Here is a 21,901-nt window from a genome sequence, read left to right on the forward strand (position 1 = left end):
GACGGATTGCGATACAATCAACGGGAGTAGTACTGGCGTAGACCCTTCGACAGGAATCGGGTGATCACTTGTCCCAGGCTAGGGCATTGGGTAGCAGGTGCGGAGCCATGAAGGAGACTGCTGAAGGTCGGGCCGTCATGGAGAAGTATCGCCTCGAGCGCCGGCTCGGGGGCGGGGGCATGGGGGACCTGTGGCTGGGCTTCGACATCAAGCTCCGGCGCCGGGTGGTCATCAAGTTCATCCGGAGCTTCGCGGCCACCGAGCCCGAGCTGATCGCCCGCTTCGAGCGCGAGGCGCGCGCCTCCGCGCGCGTCCGGAGCCCCTACGTCATCGAGACCTACGATTACGGCGTCGATCGCGGCTGCGCGTTCATCGTCATGGAGTACCTCGAGGGGGAGGACTTGAACCGCCGCCTCGAACGGGATCAGAAGCTCCCGCTCGCGCAGGCGACGGTCCTGTTCACGCAGCTCGGCAAGGCCCTCGACGCGATCCACGCCGCGGGGGTGATCCACCGGGATCTGAAGCCGGGGAACATCTTCATCACGAGCTCGGGCGGCGATGAGCTCATCAAGGTGCTCGATTTCGGCGTCGCGAAGTCGTCTTGCTCGCGCGACCGGATCACCAAGACGGGCATGGTCCTCGGGACCCCTCGGTACATGAGCCCCGAGCAGACCATGGCGCCCAGGCAGGTCGATTACCGGAGCGATCTCTGGTCCATGGCGGTGATCCTCTACCGCGCGATCACCGGCCAGTGCCCTTTCGCCGGCGCCAACATCAACGAGCTCGTCCGGCACATCTGCCAGACCTCGTTCCCCAAGGCGTCCGAGCTCGCGCCGGAGCTCCCGACCGGGGTCGACGCGTTCTTCTCCCGGGCCTTCGCGTTCGAGCCCGACGCGCGGTTCCAGTCGGGCAGGGAGATGATGGAAGCGTTCTCCGCGCTCTTCCCCGCGCACGCGCAGGCCTCCCGGGAGCCGCTGCCCGCGAGCTCGTCGCCGTACGAGCGGAGCGCCATCGTGAAGCGAGGCGCGCTGGGCGGGCCCGCGGCCCCGCCGCGCTACGCCATGGATCAGACGACCATGGCCGCCATGCTGGCGACCCCGGCGAACGATCTCGGCGGCGCGCCGACGACGGGCGACGCCGGAGGCCCCGCCTCGGACGACCGGCAGAGCGAGGTCGTGTTGGACAGCCGTGTCCTGCCGCCGCTTCGGCTCCCCTGGCTGGTCGCGATCGCGCTGCTCCTCGCGGCCGCTTCCGTCGTGTGCCACAGCATGGCCCAGGGCGCGCCGTGGTCGACGGAGCCCGCGGAGAGCCCGACGTCGATGGACCCGTGAACGGGCGCGGCGCCGCGCGCAGACCGGCGGCCGCGCAGCAGCCCGCCGGCAGGGCCTACCGCGCTTCGGTCTTCGGCGCGTCGGAGAGGCCGGAGATCCACCGGAGCTTCGGGGCGCCCTCGTCGATCCAGCGATCGCGCACCCGCCGCGCGAGCTCGGGGTGCTCGGTCGCCTTCACGGCCAGCACGGACACGAGGCACGTCCCCGGCCACGACTCGTAGGCGGCGACGGCTCCGGCGTAGTCGTCGCTGGCGAACACCGACGCGATGCTGCCGTCGAGGACCTTGAACACGAGCGGCCGCACCTCGCCGTCGATCTCCTGCGTCGTCCGGATGATCTGCGCCTCCCCGAGCCGCACGCCGTAGCCGTCGGCGAGCGGCGCGTGCTTCGCCCAGAACTCGTCGAGGCAGCTGTCGGGGTCGCTCGGCCCCGAGGTGCTCGTGTAGAGGACCGACAGCGCGGCGTAGTGCTCGTCGCCGTACCGGAACGTCGCGCGCGTCGGGTGGCTCCAGATCCGCACGCGGCGCCAGCTCTTCCCGTCGACCAGCGGCACGTCGAGCGTGTTGAAGCGGTCTCGCCGGCTCCCCCAGGGCTCGGCCAGCAGCCGCTCGAGCGCGGCCCGCTCGGGGTCGGCGGCGTCGCCGCCCGGGTTCTCGCGGGTGACCGACGCCGGCGTCGGGGGCAATCCGGGCGGCCTCGACGGGGGGGTGCTGCTGCAGGCGGCGGCCGCGAGGCACGCGAGGAGAGGGGCCGCCGACGCGGCCCTCCGACCGGTGGAAGAGCGCGCAGTCGGCCTGGAGCAGGGCATGGGCAACACGAGCCTCGGCAAGCGGTTCTCAGCGACGGCAGCCCCGCGAGCGAATCCCGCGGCGCCGCTACAATCGGACCTCGCGCATCGAAATTTTATTCTTGTCGAAGATGCCCAGCCCGAGCTCGCCCGCGATGCGGATGTACGAGGGCTCTCGGCTCGCCTCTTTGAGCGTGGGCAGCCCGTTCTCCTTGCGCCAGCCCTCGACAACGCCCCAGCCGATCACATCCATGGCGACCGGATCGGTCGTCGCGTACACCGACTCGTGCAGGACGCGCCGCTTCGGGTTCTTGTCGAGCGGCCCCTGATCGTAGATGAGCTTGAAGCCGTCCGTGATGTGCAGCCGGACGCGGCTCTTCACCACGTCCTGAGCGTAGAGCTCGGCGATCTGCGGGCTCGCGGTGTGCTCGTGGAAGGAGTGCGGGTTGATCGTCGCGCCGTGGGTGATGTTCTTGAGACAGCCGGTGTAGCCGCAGATCGAGTGGTCCTTGATCAGCGAGACGTTGATCACCGCGGTCGCCTCGGTGAAGGGGCGGACGAACTTGGTGGGGATGCCGCAGACCGAGATGCTCGGCATCACCGCGTCCTTGTTCTCGTGCACCGCGGCGCGGATCCCGGCCGGGAACTCGGCGGCCGGCTTGGCCGTCCGGTCGGCGCAGCGGGTGCCGGCGAGGAAGGACGGGTACTGCTCGAAGATCATCACGTTCTCCGCGGGGACGCCGGCCGCGATGACCCCGCGCACGATCTCGAGCACGAGCTCCTTGTTGGTGGCCATGGTCGCGCCCTTCTGGCCGGCGATCCCGTTGGCCTTGATCGCCACGCGGTCGTCCTTGTGGACGAAGCGGCCGAACGCGGCGCCGAGATCGCTCTTCCCGGTGAGCTCCGCCATGGCCCGCTCGAGCATCGCCTTCGCCGCGGCCGCCTCGGGCCAGAGGCCGTTCGGCTGCAGCGAGTTCGACTTCGTGACCTTCACGATCTTCCCTGGGATGGAGAGCGGCGTGAAGCCGGGGGGCGGCTTGGCCGCGAGGCTCGGCGGCGCGTCCGCGAGCGCGGCGTGGGGGCCGAGGAGCACGGCGCCCGCGGTGCCGGCGGCGAGGCCGCCGAGGAAGGCTCGGCGCGAGCGCCCCGCGGGGCCGGGATCAACGAAGCGACGGGGATCGTAGGGCATAAGACCTCGTGGTGAGCGCCTTGCGGCGGGGTGGATGCCGCCGGGTCGCCGGGCGCCCGGAGCGCTGATGGTAGCCGAGCTTCGCGCTCGAGACACGACGCCCGGCCCCGGCCCCGGGCGCGCCGGCCTCCCGGACGGCGGCGCCCGGGCCTCCACCCGCGGGGCGCGGGCTGCCCGGGCGGCCTCCGTGGGGAGCGAGCTCGACCGGCGAGCGCGCCTCCGCCATGGCGGCGCCAGGCCGGCGAGCGCCGGTCGCGCGCCATTCGCCCGGTTTTTTGAGGGGAGCGCGCGCCGGCATGCCGCTCGCTTGGCGGCGCCGCCGAGGAGACGAACGCCGCTCGCGTGCGCGGAGGGCGACGTCCTTTGCACGAGAAGGAGGCGCAGAGCGATGCAAGCGACATCGAAAGGGACGGGCTCGCCCGGCGGGCGGGCCGATGCAGGGCAGGACGCCCATTCAGAGCAGGACGACGAGGTGCGTCGCCCGTGGCGGGAGCGGGCGCTGGCAGCGCTGAGGGACTCGGCCTGGACCGCGCTGGGCGGCAAGGTCGTGGCGTACGTCGCGGGGTTCTTCGCGCTGGCGCTCGTGGGCTCCGGGCACGCGCAGAGCCTGCTCCCGGACCGGAAGGCAGACCCGTCCGCCGGCCTGGCGATGGCCGCCGGCGACCCGGCGCCGTTCGGCGCCGCCGGAGGAAGCCCGCCACCCCAGGCCACGGCCGAGCCCGTCGCCGATGCGGGGGTCGCAGCGGCGGCGGCGGCAGCGCCGCCCGGCGATGCGGCGGCGCCGCCGCCCGGCGACGGCGGGGCGGGCGCCGCGGCGGGCGGCGGCGTGACCGCAGACGGAAAGGTCGTGCTGAACCTCGCGACCGAGGCGGACCTCATGCGCCTTCCGGGCATCGGTCCGGCGAAGGCAGCGGCGATCCTGGCGCTCCGCGCCAAGATCAAGCGCTTCCGGAAGGTCGATGATCTGCTCCGGGTGAAGGGGCTCGGCCGGCGGTCGCTGAAGCGGCTACGGCCGCTCGTGCTCATCGATCCTCCCTCGATCGATCCTCCCTGAATCGAAGCTCCCATCACCGGACTGCGATCGAGTGTCTCGGGCGCGCCGCGCCTCGGTCGCGTCGTGCAGAGCGGGAGGCGCCATGACCGGTGAGCGCGGCGGGCTCTCGCGCGGGAGGCCCCTTGCCCTCCGAGGGCGCTCGGGCACACTGCGCCGCGATGCACGTCCACTTCGTCGCCGTCGCGGGCACCGGCATGGGTGCGCTGGCGGGGCTCTTCAAGGCCGCGGGACACGAGGTCTCGGGCTCCGACGTCTCCTTTTACCCGCCCATGGGACCGGCCCTCGAGCGGTGGGGCATCCGGCTGATGACCGGGTTCGACCCCGCGCACCTCGAGCCGCGGCCGGACCTCGTCGTGATCGGCAACGTCTGCCGCCCGACGAACCCCGAGGCGCGCGCGGCGATCGACGGCGGCATGCGGGTGACCACGATGGCGCACGCGCTCGCGGACCACATGCTCGCCGGCCGCTCCCCGCTCGTCGTCGCCGGTACGCACGGCAAGACGACGACCAGCTCGATGTGCGCGTGGCTCCTCCACGAGGCCGGCAGGGACCCCGGCTTCCTCATCGGCGGGCTTCCGAAGAACTTCGAGGCGAGCTTCCGGCTGCCCCAGAGCGCCGCCGCGGCGAGCGACCGGCGCGGCCTGCCGCTCCTCAACGAGGCAGGCGCCGATCGCCGCCGGACGCCGTTCGTCGTCGAGGGCGACGAGTACGACACCGCCTTCTTCGAGAAGACGCCGAAGTTCTGGCACTACCGGCCCGAGGTCGGCATCGTCACGTCGATCGAGCACGACCACATCGACATCTACCCCGACGCCGCGTCGTACGAGGCGGCGTTCCGCGGGTTCGTCGAGCGGATCCCGGAGACGGGGCTCGTCGTGGCGGCCGCGCACGATCCGCGGGTCGTCGAGGTGGTGTCGCGGTCGGCGCGCGCCGAGGTCGCGTGGTTCGCGCTCGAGGGCGACGACACGCACGGAAAGCCGCCGCACTGGCTCGCCGCGCCCGCAGAGGCCGGCGCCGACGGCCAGTCGTTCGATCTGTACGCCGGCGGCGTGATGGCGGGGCGCTTCGCCCTGAAGATGCCGGGGCACCACAACGTGCGCAACGCCGTCGCGGCGATCGCGGCCGCGGCGCAGGGCTTCGGCGTGCCGCTCTCGACCGTGACCGCGGCGCTCGCCAGCTTCGAGGGCGTGCGGCGCCGGCAGGATCTCCTGTTCGAGGCGCGCGGCGTCCGCGTCTACGACGACTTCGCGCACCACCCGACCGCCGTGGACGAGACGCTGCGCGCGCTCCGGTCCAGGCACCCGGGCGGCGCGCTGTGGGCGGTGTTCGAGCCGCGCAGCGCGACGGCGTGCCGCGCCCTGCACCAGGAGCCCTACGCGCGCGCCTTCGACGCGGCCGACCGCGTGGTGCTCGCGCCGCTCGGGCGGCCGGACATCGCCGCGGCCGAGCGGCTCGATCTCGACCGGCTGGCGCGCGACCTCGCGCAGGCGGGCAAGCGCGCCGAGGCGGCGGCCTCGGTGGACGCGATCGTCGCCGCGATCGCGCGCGACGCGCAGGAGGGCGACACGGTCGCGCTCCTGTCCAACGGGGCGTTCGGCGGCATCTACGACAAGCTCCGCGGCGCGCTGTCGACGAGGTCGCGATGAGCGGGCGCGGATCGGCGGAGCTGCTCGAGCTCTCCGGGATCGCGCTGCGCGTCGCCGAGGAGGCCGCGGCGCTCGTGCAGGCCGGGTTCCGCGCGGGCCCGCGCGGCCTGCGCGTGGAGGAGAAGGGGCCGCACGATCTCGTGACCCAGTTCGACCGGGCGAGCGAGGACCTGCTCGTCGCGCGGCTCGGCGCGCTCACGCCGGGCATCGCCGTGGTCGGCGAGGAGCAGGGCGCCGCGCGCGCCGCGGAGCCGCGCGGCGGCCTCGTCTGGTACGTCGATCCGCTCGACGGCACGACGAACTTCGTCCACGGCCACCCGTTCTGGTGCGTCTCCGTCGGCCTGATGGACGACGACACGCCCGTCGCCGGCGCCGTGGTCGCGCCCATGCTCGGGCTCCGCTGGACGGGCTTCAGGCCGCGCGAGCCAGAGCCGCTCGGCGCCTCGTCGGAGGCGCCTGGGGTCGCCGGCGAGGCGCGCCGCAACGGCGAGCGTTGCGCGGTGAGCGCCACGGCGTCGCTGGCGCACGCGATGGTGGCGACCGGCTTTCCGACGGTGCGCGACCGGGCTCCGGACAACAACTTCGACGCCTTCGTGACCGTCAAGCGCAAAGCGCAGGCCGTGCGGCGCTGCGGCAGCGCGGCGATCGATCTCTGCATGGTCGCCGACGGGACGTACGACGCCTACTGGGAGCGCCGGCTCCATTCCTGGGACGTGGCCGCCGGGAGCGCGATCGTGCGCGGCGCGGGCGGCGTGATCACCGCGCTCGACGGCGGTCCACCGGACTACCACGTCGGAAACATCGTGGCGTCGAACGGCCTGGTCCACGACCCCATCATCGCGCTCTTCACCTAGCCCGGCTCGCCAGCCCGCTCGGTCGCCAGGTCGCTCGACAGCCGGCTCAGGACCATCCGTAGGGCGTCGGGCGCTCGCGCACGAGCGTCGCGGCGTGAGCGCGAGACGTACGCGGCGACGCGACCGACGCAACCGACGCAACCGACGCAACCGATGCGACGGACGCGACGACCAACGGCCACAACCGACCAACGGCCGCAACCGACGGAAGCACGCGACGCAAAACGTGAGAACCGTGCGGAGCAGCGGTTGACGGGGCCGCCCACGGAACTATCCTATGGTCGTTCCCTCTGCCGACTTCGTGAGGCGCTGGACGATTGAATCCCGAGTAAGCGAGAACCAGGGAGCCAACAACGATACCGTGGTGAGCTAGGCCCGGAACCATTCACCGGGAAGCCTGAAGCGGTACTTAGGCTCCCACCTAGCAGCTATGCTAGGGGTTCAAGTCCTTCTGCCCACGTCCTCGGCGGTACGGAACATCTCTCCTCTGCGGGCCGTTCATGCGGCCCGCAGTTCTTTTGTGCGCGCGACATCCGCTGTGCCCGCGACAGGTGCCCAGCGGTCGCCGCATCGCGGCGTCGCAGGTTGACGCACGCCGCCCGCCCAGGCGCCGTGCGGCGCGCAACGGGGTGCGGGGGCCCCGTGCTGCGCGCCGCGCGCGCCGGCGTCGGTCCACGCCGGGCGCGCGCGCCGCACAGGACGCGCGTCGGTCCAGGCCGGCGCGCGCAGCGCGGGCCGGCGTCGGTCCAGGCCGGCGCGCGCAGCGCGGGCCGGCGTCGGTCCAGGCCGGCGCGCAGCGCGGGGCGCGCGTCGGTCCGGGCCAGTGTGCGGCGGACGCCGGTGCGCGGCGGAGCAGCGCGACGCGGGGCGCGCGGCGCGCGGTGCCATCACGCGGACCGCGGCCCGGCTTTTGTTTCCGTTCTCATCCCCCTTCCGGTAGCTTCGGCCCTGCGATGGACACGAGATCCCCTCGATCTGCAGGAGCGCAGCACGACGAGCGGCGCCCGCTCGCCGGCGCAGCGCGGTTTGGGTCGTCGAGCCACCTCGGGCGCCGCGCCCCCGGCCGCGCGCGCCTCGCACGGCGCCTGGCCCTGACGCTCGCGATCCTCATGGCGCCCGGGGCGGCCCTGGCCGCGGTGACGCTCAAGGGCAGGACCACGGGCATGCCCAAGCTCCTGAACCCGGTCTGGAACGAGGCCAAGGACCCGAAGGCGAACCGGTACACGTTCCGCGAGCCCTCCCCGACCGTCCGCGCCGACGTCCGCGCGCTCGTCGGCTACATGCCGAAGGAGCTGTGCGTCGTCGCGCTCGGCGAGAGGGGCGAGCCGCAAAAGACGCCGCGTACCGTCGTCATCTCGGGCGGCCGCACCTCGCCCGTGACCGTCGTCGTCGCCCCGGGCCAGCAGATCCAGTTCGAGAACCACGATCCGTTCCCGCACAAGATCTACGACGTCGGCAACAAGGCGCTCCCGCCGGTCGAGATCGCGGCCGCCAAGACCCGCGCCTGGACGCCGCCAGGGCCGGGCAAGTACGAGATCCGCGACCAGCTCGCCCCGAGCATCCGGTCGTGGATCGTCGTCGAGCCGAAGGCCGTGGCGAGCGCCTACCCGGATCGTCAGGGGAACTTCGCCCTGGAGGTCGAGGCCGGCACGTACATGCTCCAGGGCTACTTCAACGGCGAGCCGGTCGGAAAGACCGTCGAGGCCGTCGTGAAGCCCGGGCCGGACCAGCAGTTCCTCAAGGAGCCCGTCGTCGTCGGTGAGGCCGGTGGGCCGAGCGCGGAGGCAGGAAAGTAGGCCATGCTGCTGTCGCGCTTCTGGTACGGGGTGCTCGCGCTCGCGCTCGGCGCCGCGATCTTCGTCCTCTTCGTCGCCGCCCAGCTCTACAACCGCTCGAGCCACCGCGCGATGAGCGAGGCGCTCAGCGCCGACTCCAGCGCCGTCGAGTGGTTCCTCAACGACGACGCCCGAAAACGATCGAGCGCGCTCATCCGCGTCGCGCTGAACCCGGCCCTGCGGACGGCGCTCGCCAAGTCGTCGGCCGACCCCAAGCCGGGCGCCGAGCAGCGCGAGAAGGCCCGCACCGCGCTGCGCAGCGCGGTCGCCGAGGTGCCCCCGGAGCTGAAGTTCGACCACGTGTGGGCCGTCGACGCGGCCGGCCGGGTCGTCGCGTCGGTGGACTTCGAGCACCGCGAGGACTGGGAGCTCGGCGGCTACCCGCTCGTCGCCGACGCCCTCCACGGCTGGATCCGCGACGACGCGTGGGTGTGGAAGGGCCGCATCCTCCGCGTCGTCGCGCGCCCCGTCGAGCAGGACGTCAACGGCGAGCCGGTCGGGGCCGTGATCGGCGCCAAGATCATCGACGACACCTTCGCCCGCGCGGTCACGAAGCGCACCGGCGCCGCCGTGGGCTTCTACGCCGAGGGGGCGCGCGTCGCCTCCGGCGCGCCCGAGGGGTTCGACAAGGCGAACCTCGACCAGATCACGCAGGATCTGAAGCTGCTCGACGACAACAAGGACTACATCGAGAAGGGGCGCTCCGAGGTGCGCGTCATCGGCCAGCACCTCGGCGTCGTCTACGCGCGGCTGCCCGGCGAGGCGTGGGAGCTGGGCGCCGGCTACGCGGTCGGCCGCCTCGCGGCGTCGGTCGACTCGCCGCTCAACTTCCTCGACAAGGCGAACAACGACGACAAGAGCCAGGTGCCCACGCTGCTGCTCCTGGCCGGCACCCTCGTCCTTGCCGCGATCGGGCTGGCCTTCTCGTTCCTGGAGCACACGCGGCCGCTCCACGTCTTCCGCAACGAGGCGGCGCGCTTCGCGAAGGGCGAGGTCGACGTGCTGGCGCCGAGCCGGTTCCGCGGCGCGTACCGGAAGATCGCGGCCGACATCAACGACGGCGTCGAGAAGGTGGCCGCGAAGGGCGGCGCGCCCAGGAAGGCCGCCGACCTCGAGCAGGTGCTCGGCCCGATCCCGGCGCAGCCGGCGATGAGCGCGTTCTCGGTGCCGCTCGGCCCCGGCGAGCCGCGCCCCGATTCGCGCCCGTCGTACCCGAAGCCGATGGTGAGCCCGCGCGGCCCGACGCGGCGGCCCGGCTCGCACCCGCTCAGCAACCCCCCGCCCGCCCGCGACTCCGAGGAGCCGGTCGAGGCGGTCGAGGAGATCTCGGACGCGAACATCGCGCTCTCCCCGCGCGGCCCGACGGGCGCCCCCGGGCTCCCGCCGCCGCGGCGCCCGCCGCCGCCGCCGCCCAAGGCGCCGGGCGCGCCCGCCCCGGCGCCCCCCGTCGCCGAGGCGACGAGCGCCCCGGAGGCCCCGGCCGCGCGGCAGGACGGCGCGGGGGACCCGGACGAGCTCGCCGAGTGGAACGCCGTCTACGAGGAGTTCCTGTCGGTCAAGCAGCAGTGCGGGGAGCCCACGAACGCCCTCACCTTCGAGAAGTTCAAGGGGACGCTGCAGCGCAACAAGGACGCGCTCGTGGCGCGCCACAACTGCTCGCGGGTGCGCTTCACGGTCTACGTGAAGGACGGCAAGGCGGCGCTCAAGGCGTCGCCGGTGAAGTGAGCCGCCGGGGATCGCCCGCGCGGAGACGGAGACCATGAGACGAGGAGCTGCCGGCGCCGCGGGCGCCGCGTTCGCTGCGATGGTGGCCGCCGGCGCGGCGCGCGCGTCGTCGGGGCTCGACTCGCCTGACATCGGGGTGCTCCAGCTCGGCCGCGGCGGGGCGTGGGTCGCGCGGGCCGACGATCCGGTCGCGGCCTACTTCAACCCGGCGGGGCTCGCCGCGCAGCGGAGCAGCGTGCACGGCGGCGTCCACTTCATCCACCAGGCGCAGTGCTTCACGCGCCTCGGCCCCGACGGGCGCCCCGTCCCGCCGAGCACGACGACGGCGATCCCGGCGCCCGGCAGCGAGGGGGGCCCGGACCCGGAGGTGTGCGCCGAGGGCGGCATCTTCCCGAACCCCCAGCTCGCCGCGACCTTCCGCGTGAGCGACGCGCTCGCCGTCGGCGTCGCGGCGCTCGGCCCGCACGGCGTCGGCGCGCGGTCCTGGCCCGAGTCGCTCCCGTACACGCACCCGAGCTTCGGCGAGATGACGCAGCCGTCGCCCCAGCGGTACCTGCTCGTGTCGCTCGACGCCCTGATGCTGATGCCGACGCTCTCGGTCGGCTTCACGCCGACGGAGGGGGTCTCGATCGGCGCCGGCTTCATCTGGGGCGCGGCGGTCATCGACTTCGTCAACTTCGCCGAGGCGACCTCGGCCGCGGGCGGCGACGACTTCAACGCGCACGGCGATCTGCGCACGCGCGCGGAGGCGGAGGATCTCTTCGTCCCGGGCTTCGTCCTCGGCGCGCGCTGGGCGGCGACGGCGCACCTCGATCTGGGCGCGTGGTTCAAATGGCAGGACGCGGTGCGCGCGAAGACCGACCTGACCGTCGAGTCGCGCTACTGGACGCCGGCGGGGGTGAAGAACGAGGACCCGTGCAGGGGCGAGGCGCCCGGGTGCAACGTCACCGAGGCGCGGGGCGCGGGCGAGCTCAGGATGCCGATCCCGATGGAGGCGAAGCTCGGCCTCCGGTACCACCGGCCGCGCGCCTTCGCCCTGCGGCCCGCGCAGCCCACCGCCGCCGCGCCGCGCACCCGCGACCCGATGATCGACGATCTCTTCGACGTGGAGCTCGACTTCACCTGGGCCAACAACAGCGCGGTCGACGCGATCGAGGTGCGGTTTCGCGAGGGCATCCCGGTGCGCGGCACGGTCGTGGGCACGGTGCCGCCCAACGCCGACGTCCCGCACCGCTGGCGCGACGTCTTGGGAGTCCGGCTCGGCGGCGATTTCGTCGTGCTCCAAAATCTCCTCGCGCTGAGGGCCGGCGGCTTCTTCGAGCAGAAGGGGCAGGACGACGCCGATCTGAACCTCGATTTCCACCTCGGCTATCGGGTCGGCGTCGGGGCCGGCGTGACCGCGCGCATCGGCCCGGTCGACGTTTCGGCGGCGTTTCAGCACACGTCCTTCGGCGCGCTGGACAACGGCGGGAAGGGGCGCATCAAGGCCGTCTCCGGCGCCGTGCCGAGCGGCTACCGCAGCATCCAGAGCGTGAACGGCGGCCGCTTCGAGAGCAGCCTGGACGAGTTCGGTCTGAGCGGAACGATGCGCTTCTGAGCGGGCGGCCGATCGCGCGTGGAAGCGGCGGGGGACGCGGCGCAATGCGGCGCGGCCGCGGCCCAATGCGGCGCGACGGGGGCGCGGCGGCGCGCCGGGCGGTCGACGCGGAAGGCGGTCGCGCCTATAAGATGGCTCCACCATGAGTGAATCGAACGTCCGTAACCTGGTCATCATCGGCTCCGGTCCTGCCGGGCTCACCGCCGCCATCTACGCGGCGCGCGCCAACCTGAAGCCGCTCCTCATCGAGGGCTTCAGCGCCGGCGGCCTGATCCCGGGGGGCCAGCTCATGTTCACGACCGACGTGGAGAACTACCCCGGCTTCCCCGAGAAGATCACCGGCCAGGAGCTGATGCAGCGCTTTCGCGACCAGGCCGCGCATCAGGGCACGGAGATCGTGACCGCGGACGTGACCAAGGTCGAGCTCACGGGCCACCCGTTCAAGGTGTGGGTGGAGGACACGCTCTACCTGGCGAAGTCGGTGGTGATCGCGACGGGCGCGCGCGCCAACTACCTCGGCCTCGAGAGCGAGGAGAAGCTCAAGAACAAGGGCGTCAGCGCCTGCGCCGTCTGCGACGGCGCGCTCTTCCGCGGCCAGGACGTCGTGGTCGTCGGCGGCGGCGACACGGCGATGGAGGAGGCCTCCTACCTGTCCGGGCTCTGCAGCAGCGTCACGCTGGTGCACCGCCGCGACGAGTTCCGGGCGTCGAAGGCGATGGTCCAGCGCGTGGTCGAGAACCCGAAGATCAAGATCCTCTACAGCCACGTCGTGGAGGAGGTGCTCGACGTGAAGGCCGACATGGTGACCGGCGTCCGCGTCAAGAACCTCAGGACCGGCGACAGCCACCTCGTGCCGGCGGCGGCGATGTTCGTCGCGATCGGCCACACGCCGATGACGGATCTCTTCGTGGGGCAGCTCGAGACGCACCCGAACGGCTACCTGAAGACGGTGCCGGGCTCGACGCGCACGAACATCCCCGGCGTCTTCGCCGCGGGCGACGTGCAGGACTGGAACTACCGCCAGGCCGTGACGGCCGCCGGCACGGGCTGCATGGCCGCGCTCGACGCGGAGCGCTGGCTCGCGCAGCAGGGCGGCCACTGAAGGGACGGCGATGGTGGACGCGCTGCGCGAAGAGCTCGCCGATCTGACCGCCTCGGTCCGGGCGTTCCTGGAATGGCACGCGATGACCGGCGCGGACGGGCTGCCGGGCGACCCTTCGGCGCTCCACGAGGCGCTGGGCGCGTCGTCCTCGGAAGGCGGTCCGCCGGCCGCTCGGCGGCCGGACCGGGGCTTCGCCGGGCTGGACGCGCCCGCGCCGGCGGCGCCGCGCGGTGGCGGCGCCGCGGCCTTCGCGCCGGCAGCGGGCGCGGCCTTCGCGCCGGCAGCGCAGCGCAGCGCCCCCGGCGCCGCCCCGGCGCATCCGGAGCAGCGCGCCGCCGCCTTCGCCTCCCCGCCGCACCCCGAGCAGCGCGCCGCCGAGGCGCAGCCGGCGCGGGCGCCGGTGCAGCCGCCGCGGGCTCCCGAGCCGTCCCCCCGCCCTGCCGCGAGCGCCGCGGCGGCGCCCCGCGCCGAACCGGCTGCGCGCGCGATCGCGGCAGCGCAGCCGGATACGCCCGAGGAGCGCTTGGCGCGGCTCTCGCTCATCGCGGAAGAGGTCCGCACCTGCCAGAAGTGCCCGCTCCACGAGGGCCGCACCCACACGGTGTTCTCGCGCGGCGACCCGCTCTCCGAGATCGTGTTCGTCGGCGAGGGGCCAGGGGCAGAAGAGGATCAGCAGGGGGAGCCGTTCGTCGGCCCGGCGGGGCAGCTGCTCGACAAGATGATCGCGGCGATGGGGTACCACCGCGACGGCGTCTACATCTGCAACATCGTGAAGTGCCGGCCGCCGAAGAACCGGAAGCCGGAGCCCGCCGAGATGGCGGCCTGCAGCCCCTACCTCGCGTCCCAGCTCGCGCTGATCAAGCCGAAGGTGATCGTCGCGCTCGGCGCCACCGCGGTGCAGGGGCTGATCGGCACGACCGAGGGGATCACGAAGCTCCGCGGCACGTGGAAGCTCTACAAGGGCTCGATCCCGATCATGCCCACGTTCCATCCGGCCTACCTGCTGCGCCAGCCGGGCGCGAAGCGAGAGGTCTGGAGCGACCTGAAAGAGGTGATGCGCCACCTCGGCAAGAGCGCGCCCGACCGGGGCTGACGTGACCGCGTGCGCCTCCGGGCGCGAGACCTCGGCGGCGCAGGCGCCCGCAAGCGCCGGCGCCGCGGCGCAGGCCCCCTCCGCCGGGCTCGACGGCGCTGCGGCGCGGCCCTCCGGTGGCTCGACCGCGGCCGAGCCGTCGCCGCGGCTCTCGGCGGTGCGCTGCGCGCTGGCGCTCGTCGGCGCCCTGCCCTGGTGCATCCTCCTGGCGCGGAGCGTCCTGCCGCTCGGAGGGCTCGGCGCCGCGCTCGATCGCCTCTTCGCGCCGCTGTGCCACCGCATGCCGGAGCGGTCGCTCGCGCTCGAGGGCGTCGTGATGCCGCTCTGCAGCCGCTGCGCCGGCATCTTCGCCGGCGTCGCGGCGGGCGCCGCGATCGCGCGGCCTCGGCTGACGATGTCGGCGTGGCGGCCGATCCTCATCGCCCTCAGCGCGTTGATGGCGCTCGACGTGGCGACCCAGGACCTCGGGCTGCGCCCCCCCTGGCATGCCACCCGCCTCGCCACGGGCCTGGCCTTCGGCTACGCCGTGACCGCGGGGTTCGTCACGCAGCTCGCTCGCCGTCCGGGCTGAGCGCAAGCTCGCCCCCGAACGGCGCCCGGGCTGCGCACGGCGCGCTGGTCGCCCGGGCCGCGCGCAGCGCGCTCGTCGCCCAGGGTGCGCGCTACTTGCGACCGCCCATGGCCCTGCACTCGTGCACGGGGCCCTTCGTCGCATGGCGAACACACTCGCTGTACGCCGCGACGCCGTCCTTCCACTTGCCCGTGTCCTGGAGCGCCGAGCCCAGATAGAGATAGGGCAGCGCGTCGGTGGGATCGGCCGCGATCGCCGCGCGCGACGCCTCGATCGCGTCCTTGTACCTGCCGCGGTTGAGGAAGCTCAGCGCTTCCTTCTTCAGCTTGCTTGCGTCCTCGGCGTTGGCCGCGGGCGCCGCGGCCTTCTCCGCCTCAGCAGCAGCGGCCTTCTCCGCCTCTGCCGCCGCGAGCCTCTCCGCCTCTGCCGCAGCGGCCTTCTCCGCCTCGGCCTTCTCCGCGGCAGCCTTCTCCGCCTCGGCCTTCTCCGCGGCAGCCTTCTCCGCCTCCTTCAGCGGATCCGGAGCGGCCTCCGCCCCCTTCGCGGCGGCGGGTGCCGGCCCCGCCGGCGCTGGCGCGGTCTCCCGTGCAGGGGAAGGATTCCCTGCCACGGCCACGAGCTTCGCCTGCGCGTGCGCCGGCTTCGACACGGGCGCCACCATCGCGATCGGCGCAGGCGCGGACGGCTTGCTCGCGACCACCGACTTGGCGACCACCGCGACGGAGATCACCCCGGCGAGCCCCGCGACCGCCGCGACGATCCGGCGAAGGCGCGCCCGGCGGGCGAGCGTCTCGGGCGACAGCTGATGCACCACCACGAGGCGCTCGTCGGCGTGGTCGTCGGGATCGCTGGCCACTTCGGTGAGCGGCGGGAACGACTCCTCCTCGCGCCGGAAGAACGCCGCCGTCGGCGAGGAAGGGTCGATCAGATCGAGCGCGTCCGAGTCCGGCGCCGGCTCCTCGGACGAGGACGCGGCGGCTGCAGATTGCTCCGAGGCGGCTCGCTGCTGCGCCATCGGCGGCTCGGAATCCTGCACCTTGCGAGGCGCCGCGTCGCCCACGCGGCTCGACGGGGCCGGCGCTTCGGAGACCCGCGAAGCAGCGGGCGCCTCCACGGCCGCGCGAGCGGGCGCCTCCACGGCCGCGCGAGCGGGCGCCTCCACGGCCGCGCGAGCGGCGGGCGCCTCCGCGACCAGCGGAGCAGCGGCCTCCCGCGCTGCCGGCAACGCGGCAGGCGCCTCGACGGCCGGGGGCACAGCGACCGCGCCGACGTCGGCTGCCCCCTCAGGAGCAGCGGAGAGGTCCCCGACCTCCCCGGCGACGGCGACGTCCTGGTCGCTCGCCGGCGGCGGCGTCGAGTCCTGCGTCTCGAGCGCCGGCCCCTCAGGCGCCGCCGACATGCGGGGCTGAGAAGCCCGAGGACGGAGGCTGCGGCCCCTGTTCGCGCGGGCCGATGCAAGAAGTCGCTTCGACATGTCCGAACCATCCTCCCGTGATCGTCACGCCCCCGATGGCGCAGGGGATCTGCGACTCGCCCTATTCATGATCCAGGCCGGCCCCAACGGCGAGCGCCCGCCCGCCGTTTCCGTGCGCTCGCAGCGCCATCCCGTGTGCCGGATCGTGCCGCGTGGCCCCATCCGGCCACCCCCGCGCTCGACATGAGCACACGGCGTCTCGTCCGACGAGAAATCGACAGCTTGCTCGCAACGGCACGCGCCGGGCGCGCGGGACGCCCCTCTCGGCGGACGCGGCCCTGAGGGGGCGGCGATCCAGGGCGACGGGGCCCCCGGCGCAGCGCACGTCAGCCTCCACCGAGCTGCACCGGCCGCCCCGCGACCGGGGCAGCGCGGAGCAGGACGAGCGTCGCGAGCTTCTTCTTCGCGTCGGAGCCGAGGATCGTGCCCGCCAGGTTGTGCGCCATCTCCCACGGCACCTCGTCGTCCGCCGAGAAGAACGCCACCGACGCGCTGCACGCAGCGATATCCTTCGTGAGCTGCTCGCCGGTGTGCGACAGATCCGGGCCGGCGAGCCCCTTGCGCTGGCGCTTGCCCATGCCGCCGCCGAACGGCCAGATCGCGGTCGCGAGGTCCTTCAGCACCATCGCGCTGACGGCGCACGCGGGGGGCTTCGACACGCGCCCCTCCGGGACCACCGTGATCTCCTTCGGGAGGTCGTCGCGGCCGTCGGTCTTGATGAGCACCGTCGGCGCGCCGGCCGCGCCGAGCTCCGTCACGACGGCGGCCACCGCGCTCGGCTTCGCCTTCTTCTCGGCGAGCAGCGTGACCTGCTTGCCCTCGATCGGCAGCGCGCGGATCACCTTCGAGAGCTTCTCGGCCCCGTCCTTCTGCGACAGGTCCACGCGCTGGCCGCCGAGGTAGGGGCCCATCGAGTCGACGAGCAGCTCGGGCATGCCCTTCGGCTTCGGCGGCTCGGCGGGCGCCTCGGCGACCGGAGCCGCGGTGGCGGCGGGACCGGGCTCGGGCGGCTTCGGCGCGCTCTCGCACGCCGCCGCGGCCAGGGTCAGACCGGCGACGGCCGCGAGGCGGGGCAAGACGCCGGAACAGAGGCAGGAAGCTCGCATGGCGCGGCAGTGTAACCAACCGGCCTGGCTCCGCGCACCTTCGCTGTGCGAGAGTTCGCGCGATGGCTTCCCCGCTCGTGGAACGGCTCGCTCAGCTCGGATCGTCCGCCCGAACCGCCGTCGAGGACGACCGGGGGCAGACCTCCTTCGCGGCGCTCACCGAGCGAGCCCTCCGCGTCCGCGGCGCGCTGCTCGCCGACGGCGGGCGGGGCGGCGCCGACGCGCTCGCGAGCCCGAGCTCCCTCGAGGGGGAGCGGATCCTGCTCCTCGTGCCGCCCGGCGCGGCGTGGGTCTCGGCCTTCCTCGGCGTCCTCCTCGCCGGCGGGATCGCGCTGCCGCTGTCGGCCCTGTACCCGCCGGCAGAGCTCGCATGGCTCGCGAGCGACGCCGGCGTGCGGCGGCTCATCGTCGGCGACGAGCTCGCCGGGGTGGCCGCCCCGATCGCGCAGGGCCGCTCGGTGCTCCGCGTGGAGGACCTCGAGCGCGCCGCCCCCGGGCCGGAGGGGGCGCTCTCCGACATCGCCGCGGACGATCCGGCGCTCTTGCTCTACACGAGCGGCACGACCGGCAAGCCGAAGGGGGCGCTCCTCACGCACCGCAACCTGGCCGTGCAGGCGGAGCTCCTGCGCGCGGCGTGGGGCTTCTCCGAGCACGACGCGCTGCTGCACGCGCTGCCGCTGCACCACCTCCACGGCGTCGTCATCGCGCTCACGACGTCGCTGCTCGCGGGCAGCGCGACGAGGATGCTGCCGCGCTTCGACGCCCAGCGCTTCGCCGCCGAGATCGCGCGCGGCTCCGTCACGGCGTTCATGGCGGTGCCCACCATGTACCAGCGGCTGTTCGAGCAGATCGACCGCGGCGGCGCGCCCGGCTTCGCCGCGGGGGCGCGGGCCCTACGGCTCGCGACGAGCGGCTCCGCGGCGCTGCCGGTGACGCTGGCCGAGCGCTGGCGCGACCTCACCGGCGCGATCCCGCTCGAGCGCTTCGGGATGACCGAGATCGGCGTCGGGCTGAGCAACCCGCTCGATCCGGGCGGCCGGCGGGCGGGCTGGGTCGGCTCCCCGTTGCCGACCGTCGAGGCCCGCATCACCGACGACGCGGGCAACGCGTCGGCGTGGGCGCCGGGCGACGCCACGGGCGAGGCGCCGGCGCGGCCCGGCGGCGCCGCGGTCGCGCGGGGCGAGCTCTGGATCCGCGGGCCGAGCGTCTTCAAGGGCTACCTCGGGCGCGAGGACGCCACCGCCGCCGCCTTCCAGGACGGCTGGTTCCGCACGGGCGACGTCGCGGAGCGCTCCAGCGACGGGTGCTTCCGGCTCCTCGGGCGGACCTCGGTCGATATCCTCAAGAGCGGCGGGTACAAGCTGTCGGCCCTCGAGATCGAGGAGGCGCTGCGGGAGCACGGCGCGATCGCCGAGGTCGCGGTGATCGGCGTCCCGGACGAGGCGTGGGGCGAGCGCGTCGTCGCGGTCGTCGTCGCCGCGCCGGGGCGAGAGGCGGAGTGCGCGACCGGACCGCTCCGCGCCTGGGCGAAGGAGCGGCTCGCGCCCTACAAGGTCCCGCGCGAGTCGCTCGTCGTACCGAGCCTGCCGCGCAACGCGATGGGCAAGGTCGTCAAGCCGGAGCTCGTGAAGGCGATCGCGGCGGGCGGCTCCGGAGGGAGGGACCCGCGCGCGGGGTGACGGCGAGGGCCGCCCGAGCCGCGCGGCGGACGTGCTTGACCGAGCCGCTCCGCTCCGGCCTACTCGGCCCGATGCAGACTGCCCCCTTCGGCCCGGCCGCGTACGGCGGCCTCGCGGTTCAGCCGTTCGCGCACCCCACCTACACCATCAAGCGGCCCTTCTGGTCGCTGCTCGGCCGCAAGTTCCACGTCTATGCGCCCGACGGCACCCTCGTGTGCTTCGTCAAGCACCCGCTGCTCAAGCTGCGCCAGGAGTTCACCCTCTTCGCCGATGAGTCGGAGTCGCAGCCGCTGCTCACCATCCGGTCGCGGCAGGTCGTCGCCCTGAACCGGTGCCTGGACGTCCTCGACGCGCGCACCGGCGAGCGGGTCGGGACCATCCGCTCGCGGGGCCTCAAATCGATCGTCCGCGACACGTGGGACATCCTCGATCCCGCGGATCAGCCGGTCGGGCTGATGCAGGAGGACGGCGCCGCGCTGCTCCGCCGCATGTTCCCGCTCCTCGTCGGCAAGTGGCACATCGAGCTGCACCAGCAGGAGGTCGCGAAGGTGACCCAGGTGTTCCGGTTCTTCGTCAAGGAGTTCACGCTCGACCTGTCGATGAACCAGGGGAGGATCGACGCCCGGTTCGCCATCGCCTGCGCCCTGCTCGCGCTCATGGCCGAGACCGCGCGCGAGTCCGGCTGACCCCGCGCCCCGCCGCGGAGGGGGCGCCCGCCGCCTCCGCGCATCGATCGCCGCCCGGTCGCCGCCCGCTTGCCGCCCGATTGCCGTCCGATCGCCGCCCGGTCGCCGTCCGATTGCCGCCCGATCGCCGAAACTTGGCCCGTTTCGGTGAGTTCTGCGAGGTTGCCGCGCGATGCGCCTCGATCCTGTCTCCCGCCTCGACGTTGCCTCCGAGGAGGGCCGACCGCCGTCCCCCCCTGTGCCCCCGTCCGGACTGGCCCGCTTCGCCGCGAGCGGGCAGGGCGAAGGCGCCGAGCGCGAGCTCAGGGCGCGGCGCTTCCTCTGGGCGAGCGCCCCGGCGGCGCAGAACGGGCAGCTCCGCGCCGCGCTCGACGAGGCCGTCGAGCTCGCGCTGGCCATGCGCGGCGCGCTGCCGCCGCGGGTCCAGGAAGGCGCCCCGCTCGAGGCGGTGATCGCCGACCAGGTCTTCCGCGCGAGGGCGCTCGGCGCCGCGGGGCTCGCCGTCGGCCTGCCGCGGCTCGCGGGCGGCGCGCGGGGCGCGCTCCACCCGGAGGACAGCGCGACGCTCCTCGCGTGGCTCGGCGCGGCGCGCGAAGCGCCCGTCGCCCTCGTGTTCGATGAGGTCGACAGGTCCGCGCAGGTGCTCGCGCCGGTGCCCCTCGCGGACCTCGTCGAGAGGAACGCGCCCGAGGGGCACGGCGCCGCCTCCCACATTCGCGCGCAGACGCGCGGCCTCGCCGCGCGCGAGCCGGAGCGCGGCCTCGCCGCGCGTGAGCCGGAGCGGCCCATCCGGCCGACGCAGCCGAGCGCCGCCGCGCCCGCCCCGGACGAGGCGCCCCCGGCCGAGCCGACGGCCTCCGAGCCGCCCGCAGCGCCCGCGTCGCCTGCCGCCGCCGAGGGGCGGACCGAGGCGAGGCCGCGCGGCGTGCTGCCCCCCCGCTCGTCGAGGATCCGCCGCCCGGACGCACCGGCGGCCGTCCTCGCCGCCGGGAGAGGCCCGGGCGCCGCGCCGGCGCAGGGGGCGGGCTCGCCGCCCGCCGCGAACGAGACGCTGGCGATGGCCCTGGCCAGCGTCGACCCGGCCGTGGCGCCCGCCGATCCGGGCGCGCCGTCCGCCAACCCTGGCGCTGCGATCGAGGGCGCGGGGACCACGCTCAGGCCGCCGCGAGCCGCTCACGAGGCCGCGCCCGCGGCGCCCGCCGCGTCCGCCGCGCCGATCGTGCCCATCGCGCCCGCTCCGCCGGTCGCCGAGGCCGCCCACGCGGACAACGACGCGCTGCCGCCGACGCGCAGGGAGCGGAAGGCGCCGCGCAACCGCATCCTCAGCGCCGCCGAGTGGCGAGCGCTCGCCGTCGAGCTCGACAACGCCCGCGGCCCGAAGCCGGTCCGGGTCATCGAGCAGCTGTTCGCGACCCACTACACGCCGCTCCTCGGCGCGACGCTCGCGGGCGAGACGGACGCGGCCGTGCGCGGCGTCGTCGACAGCTGGAGGACCAGCTTCGAGCACAGCTACCGCGAGGCGTTCTCGGCGCTGCGCGTGACCGGCAAGCGGCCGCCCATGGTGTTCGACGCCCCGGACATCGCCGCCCGCATCGCCCGCCTCAACGGGGCGCGCGGGGTGAAGCTCCTGCTCGTGGACGCGATGCGCTTCGACCTCGGCGAGCGCGTCGCCGCCCACCTGAAGGAGATCATGATGGATCGGGCCATCCTGGTGGAGCGCTCGCTGCTCTGGGCGGCGCTGCCGCCCACCACGACGGCGCAGATCTCGCTGCTCGCGCGCGGACCGGACGGGCTCCGCGAGACGATGCCCCCGAGCGAGGCGGAGCCCGCCATCGCCCGCGGCCGCGCGGTGGCGACCCTGCGGCGCGAGCGGGTCGGGTCGCGCGAGCTGATGAAGCTCGATCTCGTGGAGGCGCGCCTGCGCGCCGCGGGGCCGCCGTTCGCCGAGCGGATCGAGGCCATCGCGGAGGAGGTCGCCGACGTTGTCGCGCGGTTCATGGCCAGCCTGCCGCCGCGGACCCTGCTGCTCGTCTTCGGCGATCACGGGTTCCGCATGACGCCCATGGGCGACGGCACCGCGACCGGCCCTGCGTCGCAGGGAGGAGGCTCCCCCGAAGAGGTGCTCGTCCCGGCGCAGGCGTGGCTCGTCGGCGGCGTGCACTGAGCGGCGCA

At 74.2% G+C, this 21,901-nt stretch carries 17 protein-coding genes and 1 other RNA gene; 14 read left to right on the forward strand and 4 right to left on the reverse strand.

Annotation, left to right across the window (positions count from 1 at the left end):
• The first annotated feature begins 107 nt into the window (after positions 1–107).
• Positions 108–1,331 carry a serine/threonine-protein kinase gene (locus WMF26_RS43315; RefSeq protein ID WP_437951919.1) on the forward strand — a complete coding sequence of 408 codons (1,224 nt, stop codon included), beginning with the start codon at positions 108–110 and terminating at the stop codon, positions 1,329–1,331.
• Between the two features lie 55 nt (positions 1,332–1,386).
• On the opposite strand, the gene WMF26_RS43320 is transcribed toward WMF26_RS43315, so the two are convergent.
• Positions 1,387–2,016 (reverse strand): hypothetical protein, encoded by a 630-nt coding sequence (locus WMF26_RS43320; protein WP_437333925.1) that lies wholly within the window; start codon positions 2,014–2,016, stop codon positions 1,387–1,389.
• Positions 2,017–2,206: 190 nt separating this feature from the next.
• Entirely contained in the window at positions 2,207–3,307 is a 1,101-nt protein-coding gene (locus WMF26_RS43325) for a DUF362 domain-containing protein (RefSeq protein ID WP_020740671.1), read from the reverse strand.
• Positions 3,308–3,695: 388 nt separating this feature from the next.
• Between WMF26_RS43325 and WMF26_RS43330 the strand changes: the two genes are divergently transcribed.
• From WMF26_RS43330 to WMF26_RS43375, 10 genes are all read left to right on the forward strand, one after another.
• Positions 3,696–4,361: a ComEA family DNA-binding protein gene (locus tag WMF26_RS43330; protein ID WP_437997494.1), complete on the forward strand. Its 666-nt coding sequence runs from the start codon at positions 3,696–3,698 to the stop codon at positions 4,359–4,361.
• A 158-nt stretch (positions 4,362–4,519) separates the two neighbouring features.
• Entirely contained in the window at positions 4,520–6,007 is a 1,488-nt protein-coding gene (locus WMF26_RS43335) for a UDP-N-acetylmuramate--L-alanine ligase (RefSeq protein ID WP_437997495.1), read from the forward strand.
• A complete protein-coding gene (locus WMF26_RS43340; RefSeq protein WP_437951923.1) occupies positions 6,004–6,861 on the forward strand; it encodes an inositol monophosphatase family protein in 858 nt (285 codons plus the stop codon). The genes WMF26_RS43335 and WMF26_RS43340 overlap by 4 nt, the downstream gene beginning before the upstream one ends.
• A gap of 284 nt (positions 6,862–7,145) precedes the next feature.
• Positions 7,146–7,338: non-coding RNA, 6S RNA (ssrS, locus tag WMF26_RS43345), on the forward strand.
• A gap of 476 nt (positions 7,339–7,814) precedes the next feature.
• On the forward strand, positions 7,815–8,657 hold the full coding sequence (locus WMF26_RS43350) for a hypothetical protein (protein ID WP_437997496.1): 843 nt from the start codon (positions 7,815–7,817) through the stop codon (positions 8,655–8,657).
• A gap of 3 nt (positions 8,658–8,660) precedes the next feature.
• The gene (locus WMF26_RS43355; protein WP_437997497.1) at positions 8,661–10,421 is read left to right on the forward strand and encodes an MXAN_5187 family protein; all 1,761 of its coding nucleotides are present in this window, start codon (positions 8,661–8,663) and stop codon (positions 10,419–10,421) included.
• Between the two features lie 34 nt (positions 10,422–10,455).
• Positions 10,456–12,018, forward strand: coding sequence for an OmpP1/FadL family transporter (locus WMF26_RS43360; protein WP_437997498.1), 1,563 nt, complete (start codon positions 10,456–10,458; stop codon positions 12,016–12,018).
• A 142-nt stretch (positions 12,019–12,160) separates the two neighbouring features.
• On the forward strand, positions 12,161–13,120 hold the full coding sequence (trxB, locus tag WMF26_RS43365) for a thioredoxin-disulfide reductase (RefSeq protein ID WP_437997499.1): 960 nt from the start codon (positions 12,161–12,163) through the stop codon (positions 13,118–13,120).
• Between the two features lie 10 nt (positions 13,121–13,130).
• The gene (locus WMF26_RS43370) at positions 13,131–14,213 is read left to right on the forward strand and encodes a uracil-DNA glycosylase (protein WP_437997500.1); all 1,083 of its coding nucleotides are present in this window, start codon (positions 13,131–13,133) and stop codon (positions 14,211–14,213) included.
• A gap of 1 nt (position 14,214) precedes the next feature.
• Positions 14,215–14,784 carry a DUF2085 domain-containing protein gene (locus tag WMF26_RS43375; protein ID WP_437997501.1) on the forward strand — a complete coding sequence of 190 codons (570 nt, stop codon included), beginning with the start codon at positions 14,215–14,217 and terminating at the stop codon, positions 14,782–14,784.
• A 91-nt stretch (positions 14,785–14,875) separates the two neighbouring features.
• On the opposite strand, the gene WMF26_RS43380 is transcribed toward WMF26_RS43375, so the two are convergent.
• Positions 14,876–16,183, reverse strand: a complete 1,308-nt coding sequence (locus WMF26_RS43380) for a hypothetical protein (RefSeq protein ID WP_437997502.1) — start codon at positions 16,181–16,183, stop codon at positions 14,876–14,878.
• Positions 16,184–16,584: 401 nt separating this feature from the next.
• Complete coding sequence (locus WMF26_RS43385) at positions 16,585–17,364, reverse strand: biopolymer transporter ExbD (protein WP_437997503.1); 780 nt, start codon at positions 17,362–17,364, stop codon at positions 16,585–16,587.
• Between the two features lie 77 nt (positions 17,365–17,441).
• Between WMF26_RS43385 and WMF26_RS43390 the strand changes: the two genes are divergently transcribed.
• The 3 genes from WMF26_RS43390 (at position 17,442) to WMF26_RS43400 (ending at position 21,893) form a co-directional block, all read left to right on the forward strand.
• Complete coding sequence (locus WMF26_RS43390) at positions 17,442–19,043, forward strand: AMP-binding protein (RefSeq protein WP_437997504.1); 1,602 nt, start codon at positions 17,442–17,444, stop codon at positions 19,041–19,043.
• A 71-nt stretch (positions 19,044–19,114) separates the two neighbouring features.
• Positions 19,115–19,729 carry a hypothetical protein gene (locus WMF26_RS43395; protein WP_061621764.1) on the forward strand — a complete coding sequence of 205 codons (615 nt, stop codon included), beginning with the start codon at positions 19,115–19,117 and terminating at the stop codon, positions 19,727–19,729.
• A 172-nt stretch (positions 19,730–19,901) separates the two neighbouring features.
• On the forward strand, positions 19,902–21,893 hold the full coding sequence (locus WMF26_RS43400; protein ID WP_437997505.1) for a hypothetical protein: 1,992 nt from the start codon (positions 19,902–19,904) through the stop codon (positions 21,891–21,893).
• Positions 21,894–21,901 lie beyond the last annotated feature (8 nt).

The sequence above is a fragment of the Sorangium sp. So ce185 genome, from assembly GCF_051526825.1.
Taxonomy (GTDB): Bacteria; Myxococcota_A; Polyangia; order Polyangiales; family Polyangiaceae; genus Sorangium; species Sorangium cellulosum_D.

Excerpts from the sequence above, each read along its gene's own strand:
- WMF26_RS43315 (WP_437951919.1), top strand. The coding sequence starts at position 108 with ATGAAGGAGACTGCTGAAGGTCGGGCCGTCATGGAGAAGTATCGCCTC.
- WMF26_RS43325 (WP_020740671.1), bottom strand. The coding sequence starts at position 3,307 with ATGCCCTACGATCCCCGTCGCTTCGTTGATCCCGGCCCCGCGGGGCGC.
- WMF26_RS43330 (WP_437997494.1), top strand. The coding sequence starts at position 3,696 with ATGCAAGCGACATCGAAAGGGACGGGCTCGCCCGGCGGGCGGGCCGAT.
- WMF26_RS43335 (WP_437997495.1), top strand. The coding sequence starts at position 4,520 with ATGCACGTCCACTTCGTCGCCGTCGCGGGCACCGGCATGGGTGCGCTG.
- WMF26_RS43340 (WP_437951923.1), top strand. The coding sequence starts at position 6,004 with ATGAGCGGGCGCGGATCGGCGGAGCTGCTCGAGCTCTCCGGGATCGCG.
- WMF26_RS43350 (WP_437997496.1), top strand. The coding sequence starts at position 7,815 with ATGGACACGAGATCCCCTCGATCTGCAGGAGCGCAGCACGACGAGCGG.
- WMF26_RS43355 (WP_437997497.1), top strand. The coding sequence starts at position 8,661 with ATGCTGCTGTCGCGCTTCTGGTACGGGGTGCTCGCGCTCGCGCTCGGC.
- WMF26_RS43360 (WP_437997498.1), top strand. The coding sequence starts at position 10,456 with ATGAGACGAGGAGCTGCCGGCGCCGCGGGCGCCGCGTTCGCTGCGATG.
- trxB (WP_437997499.1), top strand. The coding sequence starts at position 12,161 with ATGAGTGAATCGAACGTCCGTAACCTGGTCATCATCGGCTCCGGTCCT.
- WMF26_RS43370 (WP_437997500.1), top strand. The coding sequence starts at position 13,131 with ATGGTGGACGCGCTGCGCGAAGAGCTCGCCGATCTGACCGCCTCGGTC.
- WMF26_RS43380 (WP_437997502.1), bottom strand. The coding sequence starts at position 16,183 with ATGTCGGCGGCGCCTGAGGGGCCGGCGCTCGAGACGCAGGACTCGACG.
- WMF26_RS43385 (WP_437997503.1), bottom strand. The coding sequence starts at position 17,364 with ATGCGAGCTTCCTGCCTCTGTTCCGGCGTCTTGCCCCGCCTCGCGGCC.
- WMF26_RS43395 (WP_061621764.1), top strand. The coding sequence starts at position 19,115 with ATGCAGACTGCCCCCTTCGGCCCGGCCGCGTACGGCGGCCTCGCGGTT.
- WMF26_RS43400 (WP_437997505.1), top strand. The coding sequence starts at position 19,902 with ATGCGCCTCGATCCTGTCTCCCGCCTCGACGTTGCCTCCGAGGAGGGC.